Below are 19,890 nucleotides of genomic sequence, written 5' to 3'. Positions count from 1 at the left end.
GCGTTCAAGCCCGGCACGCGCCGCGCCCTGACGCCGGGCCCGTACCGCGGCGCGTGCGCCGCAATGGGGAAGCTCCATGGCGCGATGGGTGATCGCGTCGCGCGTCGCGCGCGGCGCCTGGGGGATCGTGTGTGCGCTGCTCCTGATGGCGCTCCTCGCTGCAGATCGGTCCGAAGGCCATTCGCCGGAGGCCGTCGCGCAGCGCCCCGCCGCCGACGCCGCTGCCGCCGGCGTTCCGGCGCGATCGCCTCCTCCATGGTCGTCGGCGCGACAGCTCCTCGTCACGGAGCAGGGCTGCCGCCAAACCTCGGAGAGATCGTCGCGGAAGCGCTCGAGTTCATCGAAGGAAGCCCGCGGGCTGCGGGGGAATCGCCCGCTTCTTCGAAGTAGCGCCTATCCCTCGATCCTGGCGAGGCCGAGCTTCCAGGCGACGTTCGACATGTTGCCCGTGGACCCGCCTCCAACGAAGGTAGCAGCGCTTCGAACGCGTCCCCCGAGCTCGTGCTTGCCACCGTGCAAGAACGCCGCCGTGGGCTGGTCCCCGCCCATGGACGATATCGCTCGTCAAGCAGCCGTTCGAGTCCTCAACCCCTCGACGGTTCGGTCCACTCGCCGCGGGCGAAATGGCGCGCCTCCGCCTCGCTCATGGTCGCCAAGCTGGTCGCGCCGTCCTGCCGCGTGAGGCGGCACACCTGCAGCAGGCCCGCCTGCGTCCCAACCAATACCGCCGTCCGCGCGAAGCTCGACGTGATCTGTGCCCGCATGCCGTGCATCGCCTTCTCGAACGCGGCGTCGTTGCGCGCGGACGCCTGGCGCATGTCGACGACGATGCCAGCGCTCCGGTGTCGCGATGCAATCAACCGCAGCACTGCCGCGTTGGCGCTCGTGAGCTCCGCGATGGAGGCGAAGGGCACCGGCTGGCGCGCGAGCCACACGACGCGCCCGTCGCCGTCCTCCTCCATCAGCCAGTGGGTGCTCGCAAGCAGCGTCGTCTTCACCGGATCGGAGGGGATTATGGCACCCCATGGGCACGAGGGGCAGAATCCCACGTCCTTTGCAGCTGAACGCCGCGAGACGGTACTCTTCGCGGCCGCCGCGGCGAAGCCGCGCAAAGCTGGGTCGGCTCACGACAACGGATCGCGCCAGGCCGAAGCCGCCGCGGAGGGCGCACGGCCCACCGCGCCGCCCGCCCTACTTGCACCCCAGCCGGCACACCATGGTCGCGGTGTAGGAGCACCCGTGGTCGCCCCAGATCGAGGAGCTCGGCCCCGCGCACCGGAACGCGCACCCGCGTCCGTCCGCGGTCGCCTCGGCCGTGAGCCGGTAGCCCTCCGCGTTGCAGCTCCCCGTCGACGACAGGCAGCTCGCGAGCTGCGGCTCGCACTGCTCCACGACGTACCCGGCCGGGCACGTCCAGTCCACGCTCGCCCGCCCGTAGTCCGGCGACCGCCCCGTCTCGGTCGCGATCGGCTCGTGCTTCGAGAAGGTCGGCATCCCGGTCGTGACCTGCAGCGGCACCACGACCGCCCGCTCGCGCGGCACCACCGGGGACGCCGGGTCCTTCGGCTGCACGACGAACGTGTCCCGCCGCGTCTGCCGCTCGCAGCCGGCGGTCTCGCCCTCCGGGGTCCACGAGAAGGTGAGCTCCGCGCTGCCGTGCGCGGGCACCTCGACCGTGCGCTCGCCGTGGGTCACCCGCACGTCGACCTGCGCCCGGTTCGTGATGAGCGCCTGCGCCGTCCCGGCGGCGCCGTACGGCACCACGCCGAGGTCGACCGGCAGCGGCGCGATCTCCGGCTCGGCCAGCGAGAAGCGGCACACGTCCGCCACCGGGTAGATCGCGTACGCCAGCGGCACCGCCTTCTTCACCTCGAGGCGCAGCGCGCCGAACGCCTGCCCGCCCTTCGCGCCCGCCACCGGCGCGCCCTCGACGCCCTCGATGGCCAGCTCCCCGACCGAGGTCATCGTCACGCGGCGGTCCCCCGCCTCGAGCCGGGCCTTGAACAGGCCCATCGCCGTGCCGTGCGCCTCGCCGGCGGTCACGTCCGTCTCGTACGCGACCATCGCGCCGCGCTTCACGGCCCCGATGAAGTGCGTCGCCCGGCCGCACGCGCAGCCGCCGCCCGGCGCCGGCACGACGCTCTCGGTCGGGTCGAAGAACTGCGGGTCCTCGTCCGCGACAAGCGCCATCGCCACGAGCCGCAGCCGGCGCCTGTCGAGCGTCCCGCCGGCGCTGAAGTACGCCGGCAGGTCGACGTCGGCGCCCACGAGGACCGAGTCGACGGCGATGCCGACATAGCGGAAGTCGATCGCGCGCTCGCCCGCCCCCGGCGCGGGCGCGCCCGTCGCCGCCGCGCTCGCGTTCGTCGCCGACGCGAGCGCGGGCGCGGCCGTGGTCGCAGGCGCCCCGGTAGCGCCGATCGCCCCCGGCGCCGCCGTCCCGCTCGTGGCCGCGAGCGCCCCCGCGACGGCGGGCGACGCCAGCTCCGCCTTCGGCCGCGCGCAGGCGACGCCGACCGGCGAGAACACCCCCGCCGCGCTCCGCGACAGCCCGCGGCCCGGCACCATCGCGCTCGACGTGTCGAGCAGGTAGTCGTGCCGCACGTCGCTGAACGCGCGCGCGGCCGCGATCAGCGCCCCGGCCTGCGAGCAGCCGCTCCCCTTGCACGCCGGCAGCACCGCCGCGCCGGCCGGCTGGCGCGGCGGCGCGGGCGGCAGCTCCGGCGGCGCAGGGCAGCCGAGCGCCGAGGCCAGCGCCGCCCCGAGGAGCACCGCCCCGCCGCGCGCGGGCGCGGCGCTCCGCCGACGAGCGCGCCCCGCGCCGCTCAGGGCCATGCGATCGTCATCCAGCGGACGCGCCCCGCGCCGCTCACCGAGTCGTCCGCGAAGAACAGCGACGCGCCGGACCGCCCCGCGAACACCGGCGACACGTCCTGCGACGCGCTGCCGGTGAGCCACACGAGCGGCTTCAGCGAGGGCGCCGCCGCCTCGCCCGGCGCCAGCGTGAAGGCGTTCAGCACCACCGAGTCGCCCGGCGCCGACGCGAGCACCCCGCGGCAGACCTTGTCGCACGCGAGCGCGACCGACGACACCCCGGCGCCGTCCGGGGCCGCCACCGCGAGCGGCGGCCCCTGCGCCGCGCCGCCGCTGTCGAGCCGCACGAACCGCGCGTGCCCGCCGGCCGCCGCGCCCCCGCCGGCAGACGCGCCCCCCCCGGCCACCTCGTCGACCCAGCCGACGACGGCGCCGCCCTCGAGCGGCGCGAGCACCGGGCTGCGCGAGTGCTCGCGCGACGCGTGGAGGCGCGACTCGTCGCCGATCCGCTGCAGCGTCTTCACGTCGAGCCGCGCGAGGAAGATGTCGCCGCTCGCCTCGCCGCTCGGTTCACCTGCGCCCCCCGCGCCGCCCGCGGCCGCGTCGCCGGCCGGGCGCGCGTCCGACCACACGAGCCACACCTCCTGGCCGCGCACCGCGATCTGCACCTCGGCCGCGTCGAGCGGCGCGTTCGTGATGCGCCGGTCCGGCAGGGTCCTGTTCAGCGCGCGGTCGATCCGCGCCGCGTACACCTCGGCGTTGCCGTCGCGCGAGTCGACCCACGCGACGATGAAGCCCCCCGCGCCGTCGTACGCGATCGCCACGTCGGACGCCTCGCTCGCGGCGCCGCCCTGCTTCTTGCGCGGCGCCGTGGTGAGCTTCTTCTGCGCGACCTTCGCGCCCGTCGCGTCGAGCTTCGTCACGTAGACCTGCGTCTCGCCCCGCTCCCGCGCGACCCACGCGAGCACGCTCTCGCCCTGCGCCGCGCCGCCCTTGCCCTTCGCGTCGGCCGGGGCCGGCGGCGCCGCCGCGATCGCGACGCCGCCGATCGACGACGCCTTCTGCGAGATGACGTTCAGCTTGCCGGGCCCGGCCGGGGACGCGGCGCGCACCGCCAGCGTCGCGGAGAGGTCCTGCCCGCGCGGCGCGCGGTCCGACGCGCCCTCGACGAAGTACGTCACCCACGCCGCGAGCGCCCCGCCGCCGTCGAGCTCGGCGGCCGCGACCCTGGCGATGTGGTCGCCCTCGACGAGCGCGCGCACCGCGGTCGCGCGCGGCGGCGGGTCCTTGTCCTCCCGGGACGCGGGCGCGCGCCACGCGCTCTCGCGCACCGGCAGCGACACGAGCGCGAGCGGCGCGCCACCCCCCGCCGCGCCCCCGCCTCGGCCCGCGCCGCCCTGCTGCGCGGGCGCCCCGGCCGCGGCGCTCGCGAGCGTCGTGCACGCGCCCTTGTGGCAGCTCAGCCCGCGCACGAGGTACGGCACCCCGTCGGTCGCCGCGAACGGCGCGGCGCGCACCGGCTCCGCCGCGCGCACCGAGAGGTCCGGGCCGAAGCGCACGAACGTCGGCCAGACAGGCGGCGCGGCCTCGCCGCGGCTCCCCTTGAGCGCCGCGGGCGCGAGCGTCACCGCCGCGAAGCCGTCGCCGTCGGCCACGAGATCGGGCGGCCCGCTCGCGCTGAAGACGAGCCCCGCCCGCTCCGCGCTGAGCGCGCCGTCCGGGCCGACCGACGCGAGGTGGATGAGCCGCCCCTCCCCGCGCGCATCCGCCCCGCCGCGCTCGCCGCCGCGCAGGCGCAGCAGGTCCTCCCACGCGAGCAGCGCCCGGCCGCCTCCTTCGGCCGACGGCGCGACAAGCGACACCAGCGCCTGCTCGCCCGACGGCGGCGTCGCCTGCCGCGGCGCCACGACGACCTTGCCGCCCGGCTCGACCGCCGCGACGAAGACGGCGCTGTCGATGTCCCGCTCGTCCGTCCAGGTGAGCAGGTAACGCCCGCCCACCGAGGCGACCTCGAGATCGATCTGCGCGGTCGGCTCGGGGCTGACGGTCACCGGCGCCGACACCTTCCCGGCCGGGTCGATCTCCAGGAGCGCGATGGATCCGAGCTTCGGGGCCCCGGGGGCGTCCTCCGCGTCCGCCTTGCGCGCCGGCTTGCGCTCGCCCCTGGCCGGCGGCCCGGCGGGCGGCGGCACCACCAGGGCGACCGCCGCGCCCCGCTCGGTCGCGACCGCGTTCCACCCCAGCACCGCGCGCGCGACCGACGCGGGCGCCGTCGGCTTGATCGCGGCGCCCTTGCCCTGCGCCACGACCGTCATGACAACGTCGACGCGGTCGACGCTGTCCTGGGCCGCGCTGTCCTGGCTGTCCCGGGCCTCGCGCGGCATCTCCCAGAGCACGAGCGCCCCCGCCGCGTTCGGGAGCACCTCGAGCCACGTGATGTCCTCGGCCGTCTGGGCGACGAGGCTGGCCGGGCCCGAGGGCTTGCCGGCCGGGTCGAGCGCGAGCACGCGCACCGCGCGGCCCCCCTCGGTCTGCTCGATCCACGCGGCGATGTAGCCCTGCGGCGTGGCGCGGAGCGCGGCGACGGGCACGTCGGCGGCGACCGGCCCGACCTCCGCGGCCTCGCCGCGAGGCGCCCCGTCCGCGCCGAGGACGCGCGTCCTCAACCTTCCTCCCGCCGCGTAGAGCAGGAGCGCCTCGTCGCCGCGCCGGGCGAAGTAGGGCGTGGCGTCCTCGTCCTCGAGCTCCGCGATCACGTGGGCCGGCAGGAGCGGCGGCCCCTCCGGCGCCTTCGATTGCGCGGGCGGCGTCTTCACGACGCGCGCCGGCCGCGCAGCCGTGGGCGCCTGCGTCGCGCCGGAGCACCCGAGCAGCAGGGCGAGCGAGGCGCCGGTCAGGCGGCGCGCGCCGCGTCGAACCCAGGGAATACCACCGTGAACGAGCATGGCGCCGACCATGCCAGAAGCGCCCAGCCCCCGCTACATGCCGATCGCGGGGCGCGCGTCGCGCCCTGGTTCCGCCCACCAGGGGTCCGGCCGGGGATCCGGGGGGAGATTTTCAACGCAAAGGCGCAAAGGCGCAAAGGCGCAAGGGCAAGAGAGAACAGGTTTCATGCATTCTTGCGTCTTTGCGCCTTGGCGTCTTGGCGTTGAAATCTCTCTCGCGAGGCAGATCCGCGGCAGGGCGTCTGAGCCGCTAGAACGCCAGCAGGCGCCCAAGGAGCGACCTGTACCTGCGCAGGGCGATCCGGAGCTCCTCCGTCGACGCCTCCGACGGCCCGAGGTCGCTGTCGAGCAGGCGTTGCAGCGCGCTGCGTTCTTCCCGGAAGCTCTGCGCGACCCGCTGGATCACCTCGGTCACGAGCGCGTCGGCCTGCTCGACCGCCAGCCGCGGCGCCTCGATGAAGCTCGCCTGGATCGCGCTCCAGCGCTCGGACAGCTCGCGCGCCTCCTCCGGCGTGAGCACCGGCGGCCGCTCCGGCCAGGGCTCCCCGGTGGGCCCGCCGCGCGCCGTGTAGCCGGCCGGCTGCCGGCCTGACTCCGGCGGCAGCTCCTCCTCATGCATCCGCGCCTCGGGCAGGCTGCTCTCGCGCGCCGTCACCATTCGCTCTCTGTGCAATGGGCTCACGATGGCACCTCCCCGCCGGCTCGCGTTGTCCGCCCAGCGGGCCAAGCAATCCTCGTGCGCGTCCCGCTGTGCATCCGTGCCCGTCGCGCGCGGCGGCGCGAAAGGCCAGAGGCCGAGAAGGCCCGAGAAAACCCCGAGATCCCTCCGGGATCGCCAGGCCCGCCGCCGGCGCCGGGGCGCGCGCCGCGGCGATCCCTCACGGGACGACGAGGCGGAAGAGTGAGGAATTCCCGCGCAGCGCGGCGGATCCGCCGGGCAGGCGCGCCCGAGCTCACCCGAGCGAAGCGCGCCCGAGCTCACCCGAGCGAGGCGCGCCCGAGCTCACCCGAGCGAAGCGCGCAGCTTCGTCACGACGGCGCGGATCTCGCGCACCACCTGGAGGAGCGCCTCGTCCTCGTCGGCCCACTTGGTCACGGGCTTCTTGTCCCGCGGCACCGCCTGGAGCTCGGCGAAGCGCGTCGTCTCCCAGTCGCAGGGGCGGAGCAGGATCGGCACGACCGCGGCCTGCCCCGCGGCGCGCCGCTCCATCGCGCGCGTCACCTGCGCGTCGCCCTGCTCGGACGCGAGGAAGCTCGCGCTCACGAGAAGGAGGACGAGGTCGGCCGCCTCGAGCTGCTCGCTGATCGCGCGCTCCAGGTCCTCGCCCGCGCCGATCTTCCCGCTGTGCCACGGCGCGATGAGCCCCTCCCGCTTGAGCGGGCTCATGTGCGCCTCGAGGCGCGAGAGGAGCTCCTCGTCGCGCGACGCGTAGGAGAAGAAGACGCGCACCGGCCGCTGCGCGGTCGGGCGCGCGTTCCCCGGGGGCACCACGGTCGGCCGCGCGCTCGGGGGCGCCGCGTTCGGGCGCGCGCCCGGGGCCGGCGTCGCGGGGCGGGGCGGCGACTGCGGCGACTGCGGCGCCGGCGCGCCCTGCTCCAGTCCGAGGAGGATCTCGGCGACCTCCGCGTGATCCCCGGACTGGTTCTCGTAGACGATGAGCCGGATGCCCGACTCCTCGAGCAGCTTGCGGCGGAACGGCGGCACGCCCTTCGGGAGCAGCGCGAAGTGCATCGGCGGCTGCCCGCCCGAGAGCGCGCGCACGCGGGCGAGCGTCTGGTCGATGTTGTCGTCGGCGAGGCCGAAGCCCACGAACAGGATGGAGTGGGTGCGGTAGAGCGCGCCGAACGCGTCCTGCAAGAGGGGCGAGCCGAAGATCGCGCGGTCGTACTGGTCGCGCGAGAACACCCAGGTGTCCCACGCGCGCAGCGTGCCGTGCAGCTTCAGGATGAAGCGCCGGTCCATGGCGACGTCGCCGGTCGGCCGGTCGACGACGCGCCACTCGCCCTGGAACGCGCGCTCCAGGAAGCGGTCGATGTTCGTGGTGAGCACCGCCTTGAGCTTCGGCTTGAGCGCGGCGATCGCCTGCGCCACCTCCGGCACGTCGCGGCCGGTGTCGTCGAGCTCCTTGTCGACCGTCCAGTTGAAGTCCTGCGGCCCGAGCGCGAGCTTCGCGGCGGAGAGCGCGTTGATGAGCTGGTTCGAGGAGATGTACTGCTGGATCTCGTCGAGGACCGCGGGGTCCGCGCTCCGCCGACGCGCGCGGTCGCGCAGCTTCTCGGCGAGCTGCTTCCAGGTGGGCATGCCCGCCGCGGCCGAGACGCCCGCGCCCGCGAAGACGATGAGGTTCCCTGACGCGTAGCGCTCGCGGAGCTGCTCGAGGATCTCGTCATCCATCAGCGACCACGATACCGCGGATCGGCGCCCGCGGGCGGCGCCGCTACCCGCCCCTCACCGCGGCGCCGAGGAGCGCCGCTCGGTGGCGAGCGAGAGCCCGAGCCCCAGCCACGCCCCCTCGACCGCGCCGGCCGCGCCGCGCGCGTCCTTGTACGACGCCGGCCGGAGCACGACCCCGGGGTCCAGCGTGAGCCCGAGCCACAGCGGGCCGCCCAGCCGGGTCTCCACCCCGAGCCCGACGCCGGCGCGGGCGGACCACGTGTCGCGCTCGCCCGGGATGCCGTCGACGGACGAGGCGGCCGGCAGCCTGACCGACGCGACCGAGGCCGCGGCGCCGACCGAGAGCCGCCACGAGGCGTCGAGCCAGAAGCGGTAGTCGCCCGAGAGGCCGGCCTCGAGCCAGCGCATCGAGTCGCCGCCGGACGGCGTCGCCAGCAGCCGGGCGAACAGCGACTCGGTGAGCCGCAGGCGCCGCAGCCCGAGCGCGATGCCGGCCCCGGCGAGCGCCCGCGGCCCGCCCGAGACGACCGCCGCGTACGGCCCGGCCGAGACGGACAGCGCGTCGAGGTCGCGCGAGGCGAGCTCGACCTCGTCCGCGGTGGGGCGCCGCGGCGGCGGCGGGCGCCGCGGGGCGCGCGCCCGCCGCACCTCGGCGACGATCATCTCGGAGGCGGCGATCGCGACGAGGCGCGCGGCCACGTCCGAGGTGAGGCCGGACACGGCGATCTGCCGCCGCACCACCGCGCGGCCGTCGAGGCGCACCTGGATCTCGAGGCGCGCGGCGGTGGGCCGGTCGACCCACACGCTCGCGACGCGATCGCCGAGCGGGCCGACGGGCTCTGCGGCGAGCGTCACGCCGTCCGGGAGCTCGATCTCGAGCAGGCGCCGCAGCCGGACGCTCGGGACCTCCTCCGCCGCGCCGCGCGACAGCGCGACGCGCACCTCGATGGGAGCCGGCGCGGCGGGCAGCGGCGGCGCGCTCGGCGCGGGCGCGCGGCCGCCGCTCGCCACGGCGACGTAGGGCTCGGCCGCCGCGGCGGGGGCCGCGGCGAGCAGCAGCGCGCAGCTCGGCAGGCTCAGGCGCGCGAGCCGGGGGAGCTCGCGCAGGCCGCGGCGAGGGCGCGCCGTCCTCACCCGATCATCCCTCCGCGCGGAACGCGGCCACCACCCAGTTCACGTGACGGCCCCGATCGTCGTTGCTCGAGTGCCGCTTGAACAGGGGCATCTTCAGGATGCGCACGTGATCCTGGATGTTCGTCTTGAAGGGCGTATCCGCGATCGGCGTCCCGTCGGGCCGCACCTGCCGCCCCTCGATCTTCAGCCGCTTCAGCACCTCGAGCGACGCGAGCCGCAGGAGCTCATACGCCCTGTCCGGGTCCTTGCTGCTCACGGACACGATGAGCTTGCCGAACGTCGGGTCCTTGTTGACCAGGACGTCCCCCTCCTCGAAGCCGCAGTCGAAGCGGATCTTCAGATCGCTGACCCCCTTGTCGGCGAGCGCCTCGCGGAGCGCGTCGGCGTCCGGGAGCGCGATGCGATCGAAGACGCCGGCGTTGGGCAGGAACAGCCCCTTGCCGCCGTCGCGCGAGTCCCGGAGCTCCGGCTTCCAGCTCTCGGCGTTGATGCGGAACTCGCGGCTGCAGTGCGTCTGCACGACGTGCTGCTGCTCGAAATCGATCGCCTGCCCGTCCGCGATGCGCATCTGCCACGCGACGAGGTTCACGGGGACGCGGCCGCGCTTGCGCTTGATGCCGTAGCTCTCCTCGCTGACCGGGTGCTCCACCTGGATCCGCGTGTTCATCTCCAGGAAGTAGAACTTCCCGTCCTTGAACATCAGCTCCACGGTGCCCGCGCCCACGTAGCCCACGCGCTCGGCGATCCGCACGGCGAGCCCGCAGATCCGCTCTTCCAGGCCGGGGTACCGCCGCAGCAGGGCCGGCGGCGCCTCCTCCTGGATCTTCTGGCTCGCGCGCTGCTCGCTGCAGTCGCGCATGCCGAAGTGCCGCGTGTTGCCGTAGCGATCCCGCAGCACCTGCACCTCCAGGTGGATCGTCTCCGGGATGTTCTGCTCGAACATCACGCCCGGCTGCCAGTTGTACGCCTTGATCTCGCCGAGGACCTTCTGGATGGCCTGAGGCACCTGCTCCTCGGTCGGGATGACGGCCTGCCCGCGACCGCCGCCGCCGTTCGCGGCCTTGAGCCGCCCCGGGAAGGTGAACCCCCCGGCGGCGTGCGTCTCCAGGATGATCCGCTGGATCTCGCCCGGATCGTCGCTGTCGATGACGAGGCCCGGGGTCACCGCCGCCGGGTCGAACTCCTGGGCCATCAGGCGGAATTTGCGCTTGTCGCCGGCGTTCTCGACGACGTCCTGCATGGGGCCGACGAAGACGATGTTCTCCTGGCGGAAGTGCCGGATGGCCGCGGCGTTCTCCGCGAGCGGGCCGTAGCCGGGGTAGAGGCCCGCGCGCGCCAGCTCCTCTTCCCATCCGTCCCCGAAGCGCCGCGCGAACTCGGCCCTCACCTTGTCCGCGATCTGGACGTAGTTCGCGTAGCTCTCGCGGAAGTTGCCCTCCAGGCCCACCGCGAAGCCGCCGCCCTCCCGCGCGATCCGCACCTGCAGCGCGTCCTTGTCGTCCGTGAGGCTGTGGAGGACGACGGGGATCTTGCCGAGGGCGAGGGCCTCGCGCGTGGCCCGGACGCCCATCTCGCCCTTGTCCGCCACGAGGATGTACTTGAGCTGGCCCGCGCTCACCGTCGTCGCGGGGTAGGTGCCGAGCCGGTGCACCGCGGCGTACAGGAGGTCGAGCACCTGCGGGTCCTCCCGGTACAGCTCGGCGGCCCTCGCGCGCAGCAGCTCCGCCGCCTTGTCGCGCAGCGACGGCTCGTCCTGCACGAGGATCAGGAGCTTGAGGAGGCGCTCGTCCTCGAAATCGCGGCGCTTGAGCGCCCGCAGCAGCCCGTCCTCCATGTACCCGGCGAGCTCGTCCCGGTCCGCGGTCGTGATCGACGCGCGCGCCTCCCGGAGGCGCGCGAGCAGATCCTCCGCCTCCGAGAGGAGGTCCTGCACCCGCACCTCGTCGTTGAGCTCCCGGCGCAGCGCCGTCTCCAGGGAGCGCTGCCAGCCGAAGTGCGTCCTCCACACCTCGCCGTTCGCGATCAGGTAGCGCAGCCCGAGGAGCCGGTGCGCGTCGTGGCCGCCGGCGAGCGTGCCCATGTCGAGCAGCACGAACCCCGGGACGCCCATCGCCGTGGCGAGCGCCTCCGTCGAGGAGACATAGCCGCCGCGCGGCAACACCAGCTTCCAGGGCGGAAGAGCTTGAGGGTCGTTGCGAACGGGGAGGGAGCTGGTGCGGACGGCGGTGGTCATTCCAGGCGGTTCTCCGGCGCGGAAGCAAGCACAGAACCGTTACGGGATGTCAAGCCTGTCCGCCCGCCCGCCGGGTGGGGGGACCTCATCGTTCACCAGCCGCGTTCCCATGCAAACGATCGCACGGCGTCGTGGTCGCGCGGTCGCCCGACAGGCACGCTCCAGGCTGTTTCGCGGCGATTCCTCGCTTCCTCTTCCTTGCGACAGACGGTGTTCGAGCCCCGTTGTCTCGCGGACTCCGCACGACGCGCGCCCGGAGAAGATCGCTTGAGCGTCCATCCGTGACAGCGATCGTGGGGTGTCGAGATCGCGTGTGAGCGCAAAGATGAAGCTCCCCACCGGAGCGGCGGGAGCGGCGGCGGCGCGCGAAGGCGGCGCCGAGCGGCGGCCGAGCGCGGACGCCGCCGCCGCTCGGCGGCGATCCGCAAGGAGAGCTCAGCAGGAAGGAGGCAGCGCCGGGGGCGGGCGCCGGCGGATCAGGGCGTGGGGCTCGCGTCGGGGACCGCCGGCGGCGAGGGCTGGGGCGGCGCGGCCTCCGGCTCCCCCTCCGCGGCCTCGTCCTCGCCGGACAGGATCTGCTGGACGTCCTCGCACCGGCCGTCCGGGTACTTGGCCACGTACTCCCTGGCCATCTGGGACGCCTCGTCCTTGTGCCCCGCGACCACCTCGGCGCGGATGCGCTTGCAGAACGAGTCCTCCGCGAGGTTGCCCTCGGGCGACAGCGAGCGCGACTGCTCGTAATACCTGGCCGCCAGCGCCTGCTCGCCCATGCTGGCGTACATGTCGCCGAGCTTGTACGCGGCGATCGGCGCGTTCGCGTCCGTCGGGAAACCCTCGACCACGCGCGCGAAGGCGCGCATCGCCGCGGCCCGGTCGCCGCCCTTCGCGCGCAGGAGATCGCTGAGGTCCATCAGCTCCCTCGCCGTCTTCGCCGAGGCGATCGCCCCGTCGACGCCCCCGCTCTGCTGCTGCAGGCTCTGCAGCGCCTCGGCGACGTTGCCCGCGTTGTACCGCGCGCGCCAGTCCGGCGGCGGCGGCGCGGCGACCGGCGACTCGACGGACGCCACCGGCTCGCTCGCGCGCGGCAGCGGCGCCGTGGTGCTGCGGGGCCGCCGCGGCTCCGGCTGCGCCACCGCCGCCGTGCGCTCGCGGATCGGCACGCCCTCCTCGGCGTCGCCGCGCCCGAGCTCGCGCGAGCCGGCCGGCGACGTGAGCTTGACCGAGCCGTCGGTGACGTCGACGTCGATGTCGTCGACGTTGTGCCGCACGCGCAGCGCGCTGCCCGACGCCATCGCGAGCCGCGCCTCCCCCGCGACGAGCGAGAGCGCCGCGGCGCGCGGCCCGCTCACGGTGTCGAGCGACGCCTCGCCCTGCACGAGCCGCAGCGTCAGCGCGCCCCCGTCCGCCCGCTGCTCGACCTCGACGGTCGTGCCCGGCGTGAGCGAGATCGTGCCGCCGCCCGGCAGCTGGAAGGTGCGCGCCTGGGTGCCCGCGGCGAACACGTCGACGAGCGACGGCACGTCGTCGGTCGGCGCGACGGCCGTGGCCGCCGGCGCGCCCGGCGCCTCGCTCCAGATCGACTTGCCGAGCCACAGGCCGCCCGCGAACGCCGCGAACGTCGCCGCCGCGAGCAGCGCGGCCGTGCCCGCGCGGCGCCGCGACGCCGGCTCGCGCGCGTGGAGGTCGTGCTCGATTCGGTCCCAGACGCGCGCGATCCGGTCGTCGGTCGCGTGGTCGCGCAGATCTGCCGGAGCGATCCGGGGTAGCCCTCGCCGGCTCATGATGACGCCTCGTTGCTGGTGGGATCCACAAAATGTCCGTCGAGGAAGTGTTGCGCCCGTGAAATCCGCCGCTTGACGGTGGCCAGCGAGCAGTCGGTCATCTGCGCGACCGTCTCGAGATCGTGCCCCTCCACCGAGCGGAGGATCCACGCGATCCGCTCGTCGGCCGGCAGCGTCTGGAGCAGGGCGTAGATCTGCGCGATCTGCGCGCGCATGTGGGGAGAGGCCGCTGGGCTCGCGAGGGCGTCGAGATCGACCGGCTCGCTCGACTTGCCCATCCCGAGCAGGCCGAGCAGCCGCGCGCGCCGCATCCGCGAGCGGACCTTGTGGACGACGATCGACCCGAGCCACGCCCGGAAGGCCGCCGGGTCCACGAGGTCGCCGAGGCGCTCGAACGCGCGGAGGAACGCGTCGTGCACGATGTCCTCCACGTCGCGCGCCGAGCCCTCGATGCGCGTCGCCAGGTGGATGGCGAACGCCGCGTGCCGCCGGTAGAGCTGCTCGAGGGCGCTCACGTCCCCGCGGGCGCCGAGGATCACGAGCTGCGCGTCCGGCAGCTCCGTAAGGCCGGCCCCGCGCTCCGCCGGTCCGGTCGCGGCGGAGGGCCGCCTGCCGCCGACGCGCGCGCCCCCGGGCCGGACATCCCTGCGGCCGCGCTCCTCCGGGACGAACGCGGACCCGACGTCGCCCGCGTCCTCCTGGGCCTCCGCGACCGGGTCCGCCGGGACCACCGGTTCAACCAGGCGCAAGCGCCCTCGCTGAGGTCTCAGAGCCATGGTTCGTACCCGAAGAGGAGCAGATTGAAGATGGTCGCGACGCCCACGCGGGAAGCTGGCCCTCGGCCGTGAACGGCGCTTCGCATCCCCGGGGCTGCTTTCCTGGCGGAGTCAGGAGCGCCCCGAGCTTCCCACAAATTTCTAGACGCCTGGTGGGGCTCGGGCGGCTCATCGAAAAAACTGTGAGCCGTTCTGTCGACCCGCGGCGTCTGGGTGGGTGGCCGCCGGATTCGACGCGCGGCTCATACGTCTGCAGGTTGGGAGGGCGGCCTCGCCGCCCTCTTTTTCGGAGGATTTTCCAATGAACAAGCTCGTTCTTGCGCTCGTCGCCGTGTCGGTTTCGTCCCTCGCCGTTGCCTGCGGCGGCGGCTCCGCGCCCGCGTCCGACCCGTCGACGGCGACCCCGCCCGCGTCCGACCCGGCGGCGGCCCCGGCCGACCCGGCGGCGGCCCCGGCGGCTCCGGCCGACCCGGCGGCGGCTCCGGCCGACCCGGCGGCGGCTCCGGCGCCCGCGGCGCAGTGAGTCCGCTGCGCAGCGCGCTGCTTCCCTGGTGAAGCGCGCGCTGCGATGCGCTTTGGGCGGCGCCTCTCCGGAGGCGTCGCCCTCTTTCATTTTGTCCCGCTGCGGCCGTGCTTCGGCGCCATCGGCGGACCGTTTCCGTGTACGTTCCGTCCGCACGCCTTGCTGCGGGCGGCTCGGCGCGGCGCAGCCGCGGCCGGCGAGCCGTTCCCGCTCCTGCTCGTGACCAGACCTCTCACGTCCCCGGGGCCGATCGAATGGGTATCACAAGCCGGCTGAGCTCCATGCTGCGGTCGGGGCGGCGTCGCCCTGGCCTCTCCTTGCCGCGCGCGGTCGCCTGGTCCGCGCTCGTCACCCTCGCGGGGTCGGGCCTCGGCGCGGGCTGCGGCCGCACCGACACGTGGGAGTATCCGGTCCCGCCCGGCGTCGAGCCCGCGGCGTGCGGCGACGGTGTCTGCGACGGCTCCGAGGACTGCGCGCGCTGCGCCCCCGACTGCGGCGCCTGCGCGGCGTGCGGCGACGGCACCTGCGACCAGGCGAGCGAGTCGTGCGCGAGCTGTCCCGGCGACTGCGGCGCCTGCGCCCGGTGCGGCGACGGCGCCTGCAGCGACGACGAGAGCTGCGGGAGCTGCGCCGTGGACTGCGGCCTCTGCCCGGACTGCGGCGACGGCGTCTGCGATCCGGCGGGCGAGTCGTGCGCGAGCTGCCCCGGCGACTGCGGCCGGTGCCCGGGCTGCGGCGACGGCGCGTGCGGCCGCGACGAGACGTGCCTGACGTGCCCGGGTGACTGCGGCGTCTGCGCCTCGTGCGGCGACGGCGTCTGCGACCGGGCGAGCGAGAGCTGCTTCTCGTGCGCCCCCGACTGCGGCGACTGCGCCTCGTGCGGGGACGGGGTGTGCGATCCCGGGCGCGAGGGCTGCTTCTCGTGCCCGGCGGACTGCGGCGACTGCGCCACGTGCGGCGACGGCCGCTGCTCGGGGACGGAGACGTGCGCGTCGTGCCAGCGCGACTGCGGCGTCTGCTCGATCTGCTCGAACGGCGTCTGCGAGCCCTTCGAGACGTGCGCCGCCTGTCCGTCGGACTGCGGCGCGTGCGAGCCCACGAGCTGCCTCGAGGTGATCACCTGCGCGTTCGGGTGCATCGATCCCGAGCAGACGCCCCCGGACATCGGGATCGCGTGCGTCTCGAACTGCATGGCGCAGGGCTGCGCCAACGCCCAGTTCTTCGCCGAGCAGGTGTTGACGTGCGCCCTCTCGTCGCTCCCCCGCTGCAACGGCGACATGGAGTGCGTCCAGAGCCGGTGCGCCGTCCAGATCGCGTCGTGCCTCGGGGCCACCTGCTGATCTCCGCCGGGGGCCGGCGCGGGCGTCCGCCCTCGCCGCGCCCCGGCTGCCGCCTCGGTCGCCCTCGCCTCAGGCGTCGTCGAGCAGCTCCTTGGCCGTCAGCTCGCTGGCCGACCGCCCGTGCTCGTACTCGAGCAGGCCGAGCGCGGCGTAGCGCGGCCGGATCCGCCCGGAGAGCAGGCCGATCCGCTTCAGGTTCGGCACGATCCGCTTGAACATCGTCCGGCGGAAGAACCCCATCAGATCGCTGGTCAGCATGAGCTCGTCCCACTCGCAGCGCGTCATGCGGTGGGCGTAGAACTCGTCATAGAACTCGTGCGCCAGGAACCGATTGCGCAGGAGGAGCGACAGCTCGAACGCCCAGTCCTCCCGCTCCCTCCGCGCCCGCTCGTCGATGCCCTCCCGATAAAACCTGCTCAGCGCGAGGACTCCATAGTGCACGTGGCGCGCCTCATCGGTGATGACCGAGCGCAGGACGTCCTTGAGGAGCGGCTCGCTCGTCATCTGTCGAATCGAGCCGAACGCGCCGAGCGCCAGGCCCTCGATCATGATCTGCATACCGAGGAACTTCATGTCCCACCGGCTGTCGCTCATGATGGCGTCGATGACGACATACAGGTTGTCGTTGATCTCGTAGAGCTTCTCCAGCTTCTGCGTGAGGTAGGCGTGGAAGACCTCGACGTGGCGCCCCTCGTCGGCCACCTGCGTGCTGCCGTAGAGCTTGGCGTCGAGCGAGGGCACGGACTCGGTGATCTGCGACGCGGCGAACAGGGCGCCCTGCTCGCCGTGCAGGAACTGGCTCAGCATCCACGAGAGGAGGCCATGCCGCTGGGTGGCCCGCTCCCGCTCGGAGAGCCGGCCCCAGAGGGGCAGCCTGGACGGCGGCATCCAGCTGTCGGGCAAGAGCGGCATTGTGGGGTCGAGCCAATCGACTTGCCGGGACCAGTCGAGGTCGGTCGACGCGTTCCACTGGGACGTCTTGGCCAGGTGGTAGAGCCTCGCCATGTCGGGGTCGTCCCGCCCGTAACTCCAGTTAAAGCTGGCCTCGTAACCAACAGAGATATCGGTCGAGCCCACCCCCTTGCCTCGCCGCTGGACGAAGCCGCGAAACGCGGGCCCGAGCAGCGACGCTAGCACCCGGACGTTGCCGCTCATCGATGCGTCGCGGAGGAGAGGGGCGGAATCGAGGAGGGTCTGGATAGCGTGTTGGAGGCGCATGGACATGAGAGCTTTCCGAAGCAGCCAGGCGCGGTCCGGCGCCCGCGGTCAACCGTTATAATGGCATCCATCACCCAGCGGCAATCGTCTGATCACCGTTTTTGCGTCGTCATCACGGCTCCGGGACCTCCCGAGTCCGCCAGGGGGAACACGCCGGGCGTGCGCCCGTCGCTCACCTGACATGACAGCCGCGGAGGAGCCCCGCCGGCCGGACGCGCGCCGCCTCAGCTCACGCCGCTGCGCAGCGTCGGCGCGGGCGAGGAGCACGAGGGCGGCCGCTCCCCGATCAGCACGAGGCCGGGCGGCCCCGCCGAGAGCTCGAGTCCCCCGACGCCGCGGACCGCCTCCTCGGTCGCGCAGAGGCCGTGCACCTCCTCGACCGGCGCCCACGCGCCCACCCGGGCCAGATCGCCGCCGATGATCTCCGGGTGGATCGTCGAGCGCACCACCACCTGCCCGGCGTGCAGGCACAGGTTGGGGTGCACGCGCCCGTCCGCGCGGCTCCGCTGCGCGATCTCGTCGTGGAGCGCCGCGGCGATCTCGATCACCGCCGCCCGCTCCCGCAGCGCCTCGGCGGGGTCGCAGGAGAGCACGCGCACGGCGAGGATCTCGCTGCCGGTCATGGACACCAGCGTGAGCCCGGCGTCCCGGAGGCGCTCCTCGGCCACGTCGAGCGCGAGGCCGAGCGCGTCGGCGAGCGCGTCGTCGAGGTCGTCGGCGTCGGTGCGCGCGCGGAGGTCGAGGTAGACGGCGATCGCGTCGGCCGCGAGCTCGGGCAGGCTGCTCCGCCCGGACGACGGCTCGCCCACCGCCTCGCGCAGCGTGCAGAGCAGGCTCTTCACCGAGGGGAAGCGGTGCTCCGGCTGCTTCTCCAGGCAGCGCAGCACCACGGCGTCGAGCGCGGCCGGCAGCGGGGTCCGCCGGCTCGGGCGCGGCGGCGGCTCCTCCAGGTGCTGCCGGAGCAGCTCGGTCGCGTCCGGCGAGTAGAACGGCAGCTTGCCCGTGAGCAGCCGGTGGAGCAGGACGCCGAGCGCATAGACGTCGACGCGCGCGTCGATGGGGCCGCCGAGGATCTGCTCCGGCGCCATGATCGTGAGCGTGCCGGGCGCCCTCCCCGCCGTGGTGAAGCCGGTCGGGCCCTCCTCGGCCTCCATCAGCTTGGCGATCCCGAAGTCGAGGAGCTTCACCTTCCGCGGCGCGCCCCGCGAGACGAAGATGTTGCTGCCCTTCACGTCGCGATGGATGATCCCCGCGGCGTGCGCCGCGTCGAGCGCCGAGCAGACCGGCTCGAGCAGATCGAGCGCCTGCTCCGGCGAGAACCTCCCCTCCTGCCGGAGCAGCACGTCGAGCGTCAGCCCGTCGAGGTGCTCCATCACGTAGAACGGCCTCCCGTCCGCGAGCTCGCCGACGTCGTAGATCTCGACGATGCCCGGGTGGTTGAGCCGCCGCACCACCTCGATCTCGCGCAGGAACCGCTTCACCATCTTCGGCGAGGCGGCGAGCGTCCCGTGGAGCACCTTCATCGCCACACGCGCGCCACTCCGGAGCTGCCGCGCCTCGTAGACTGCCCCACATCCGCCCCGGGCGATGGGCGTCACAACGCTGTAGTCGCCCGCACGCGCGCCGCACGGCAGCTCGCCTCTGGAGAACGACCTCTCCTCCAGCGAAAATGCCCGAGTTTCATCATTGCGCGTCGCCAAACCATCCATCGTCATAAACCCCCCGATGCGATTAAGGCCTCGCCCGAGCGACGTTTTTCCCGGCGCGGAACGCTCATGTTGCCACTACACGTCGCTCCCCCTGGTGGTACAGTAAATCCATCGTTATCTAGACGGTAGCCTATTCCATCTGCTGGCAGAATAGGGGGGACAGATGAAGGGGCGAGTCCACGCGCGTTACCTGCGGACGTTTCTGTTCGTTACATTGCCCTGCTGCGGTGGCGGCGACGGATTTCCGGCGGAGTGGGGGTCGGTCGAGGCAACCTCAAGTGCGCTCCTGAATCACAACGCCCTCAACCCCAACGCCCTCAACCCCAACGCGTTGAACCCCAACGCCTTGAACCCCAACGCCCTCGCCCCGAGCAGGCTCCAGGAGAGCAGCCTCTCGGAGACCGCCCTCGGCGCCATCACCGAGCCCGGGGAGATCGGCGCGATCTCGAGGCAGCTCCTTCAATACATCGTGAGCTGCGCGCTGAACGCATCGCAGTCGTTCCGCTTCTCGTGGCGCGACGAGCTCGGCGAGCTGCACGAGGAGCGCTACCCCGGGCACCTCGGGCTCGCCGCGAGCTGGAGCGACGAGCCGCTGAGCGCGCCGCGGAGGCTCTGGGTCTCGGCCTGCGTGGCGTCGCGCGCCAACCGGGCCGGCGTGTCGGTGATGATCTCGTCGCGCGGGACGCACCCGGCCCTCAGGTACCCGGACAGGAGCGAGGTCGAGTCCTTTCCTCGGGAGGAGGGCGCGTTCTGGGGCAACCTGTTCACGAGCCCCCCACGACTCTATGCCTGCTACAACGACGCCAATGTGGCGAACTCTCGCGCGCTCGGCAGGGAGTGCGCGACAGGGCGACGCGACCCCGCCGGGGCCGCCCGGGAGTGCCCGAACATCCACATCGTGGGCCCATGCGAGCTCGCGTGCGACGGGCTGAGCACCTCCGGCGGCCATCACCCGGCCTGCACCGATGATCGGGGCGAGCGGTCGTCCGCCGTGATCACGACGTTCCTGCCCTGAGGCGCCG

14 protein-coding genes are annotated in these 19,890 nt (G+C 73.9%); 3 read left to right on the top strand and 11 right to left on the bottom strand.

Annotated elements, in window-relative coordinates:
- Positions 1 to 584: 584 nt before the first annotated feature.
- The 9 genes from WME96_RS45565 to WME96_RS45525 form a co-directional block, all read right to left on the bottom strand.
- Positions 585 to 998: a hypothetical protein gene (locus WME96_RS45565; protein WP_061613598.1), complete on the bottom strand. Its 414-nt coding sequence runs from the start codon at positions 996 to 998 to the stop codon at positions 585 to 587.
- A 193-nt stretch (positions 999 to 1,191) separates the two neighbouring features.
- A complete protein-coding gene (locus WME96_RS45560; RefSeq protein ID WP_437287800.1) occupies positions 1,192 to 2,835 on the bottom strand; it encodes a hypothetical protein in 1,644 nt (547 codons plus the stop codon).
- Positions 2,826 to 5,759 carry a hypothetical protein gene (locus WME96_RS45555; RefSeq protein ID WP_437287799.1) on the bottom strand — a complete coding sequence of 978 codons (2,934 nt, stop codon included), beginning with the start codon at positions 5,757 to 5,759 and terminating at the stop codon, positions 2,826 to 2,828. Before WME96_RS45555 ends, WME96_RS45560 begins: the two co-directional genes overlap by 10 nt.
- A 250-nt stretch (positions 5,760 to 6,009) precedes the next feature.
- Complete coding sequence (locus WME96_RS45550) at positions 6,010 to 6,441, bottom strand: hypothetical protein (RefSeq protein ID WP_437287798.1); 432 nt, start codon at positions 6,439 to 6,441, stop codon at positions 6,010 to 6,012.
- Positions 6,442 to 6,762: 321 nt separating this feature from the next.
- On the bottom strand, positions 6,763 to 8,154 hold the full coding sequence (locus WME96_RS45545) for an SIR2 family protein (RefSeq protein ID WP_437287797.1): 1,392 nt from the start codon (positions 8,152 to 8,154) through the stop codon (positions 6,763 to 6,765).
- A gap of 54 nt (positions 8,155 to 8,208) precedes the next feature.
- On the bottom strand, positions 8,209 to 9,288 hold the full coding sequence (locus tag WME96_RS45540) for a hypothetical protein (RefSeq protein ID WP_437287796.1): 1,080 nt from the start codon (positions 9,286 to 9,288) through the stop codon (positions 8,209 to 8,211).
- A 4-nt stretch (positions 9,289 to 9,292) separates the two neighbouring features.
- Positions 9,293 to 11,521: a biotin carboxylase N-terminal domain-containing protein gene (locus WME96_RS45535; protein ID WP_437287795.1), complete on the bottom strand. Its 2,229-nt coding sequence runs from the start codon at positions 11,519 to 11,521 to the stop codon at positions 9,293 to 9,295.
- A gap of 476 nt (positions 11,522 to 11,997) precedes the next feature.
- Positions 11,998 to 13,302: a FecR domain-containing protein gene (locus WME96_RS45530; RefSeq protein ID WP_437287794.1), complete on the bottom strand. Its 1,305-nt coding sequence runs from the start codon at positions 13,300 to 13,302 to the stop codon at positions 11,998 to 12,000.
- A complete protein-coding gene (locus tag WME96_RS45525; RefSeq protein ID WP_437287793.1) occupies positions 13,299 to 14,051 on the bottom strand; it encodes an RNA polymerase sigma factor in 753 nt (250 codons plus the stop codon). The genes WME96_RS45530 and WME96_RS45525 overlap by 4 nt, the downstream gene beginning before the upstream one ends.
- 328 nt (positions 14,052 to 14,379) lie before the next feature.
- Between WME96_RS45525 and WME96_RS45520 the strand changes: the two genes are divergently transcribed.
- Both WME96_RS45520 and WME96_RS45515 read left to right on the top strand, forming a co-directional pair.
- Positions 14,380 to 14,601, top strand: a complete 222-nt coding sequence (locus WME96_RS45520) for a hypothetical protein (RefSeq protein WP_437287792.1) — start codon at positions 14,380 to 14,382, stop codon at positions 14,599 to 14,601.
- A gap of 254 nt (positions 14,602 to 14,855) precedes the next feature.
- Complete coding sequence (locus tag WME96_RS45515) at positions 14,856 to 15,941, top strand: hypothetical protein (RefSeq protein ID WP_437287791.1); 1,086 nt, start codon at positions 14,856 to 14,858, stop codon at positions 15,939 to 15,941.
- 69 nt (positions 15,942 to 16,010) lie between these two features.
- Here WME96_RS45515 and WME96_RS45510 read toward each other — a convergent pair whose 3' ends face one another.
- Together WME96_RS45510 and WME96_RS45505 are read right to left on the bottom strand one after the other, a co-directional pair.
- A complete protein-coding gene (locus tag WME96_RS45510; RefSeq protein ID WP_437287790.1) occupies positions 16,011 to 17,159 on the bottom strand; it encodes a ferritin-like domain-containing protein in 1,149 nt (382 codons plus the stop codon).
- 224 nt (positions 17,160 to 17,383) lie between these two features.
- Complete coding sequence (locus tag WME96_RS45505; protein WP_437287789.1) at positions 17,384 to 18,868, bottom strand: serine/threonine-protein kinase; 1,485 nt, start codon at positions 18,866 to 18,868, stop codon at positions 17,384 to 17,386.
- A 163-nt stretch (positions 18,869 to 19,031) separates the two neighbouring features.
- Here WME96_RS45505 and WME96_RS45500 point away from each other — a divergent pair, with 163 nt between their 5' ends.
- A complete protein-coding gene (locus WME96_RS45500) occupies positions 19,032 to 19,883 on the top strand; it encodes a hypothetical protein (RefSeq protein WP_437287788.1) in 852 nt (283 codons plus the stop codon).
- The last annotated feature ends 7 nt before the right edge of the window (positions 19,884 to 19,890 follow it).

The sequence above is a fragment of the Sorangium sp. So ce406 genome, from assembly GCF_051474675.1.
In the GTDB taxonomy this organism is placed as follows: Bacteria; Myxococcota_A; Polyangia; order Polyangiales; family Polyangiaceae; genus Sorangium; species Sorangium cellulosum_G.
Note: the sequence above shows the minus strand (reverse complement) of the source record. Positions and strands in the feature narration are given on the sequence as shown.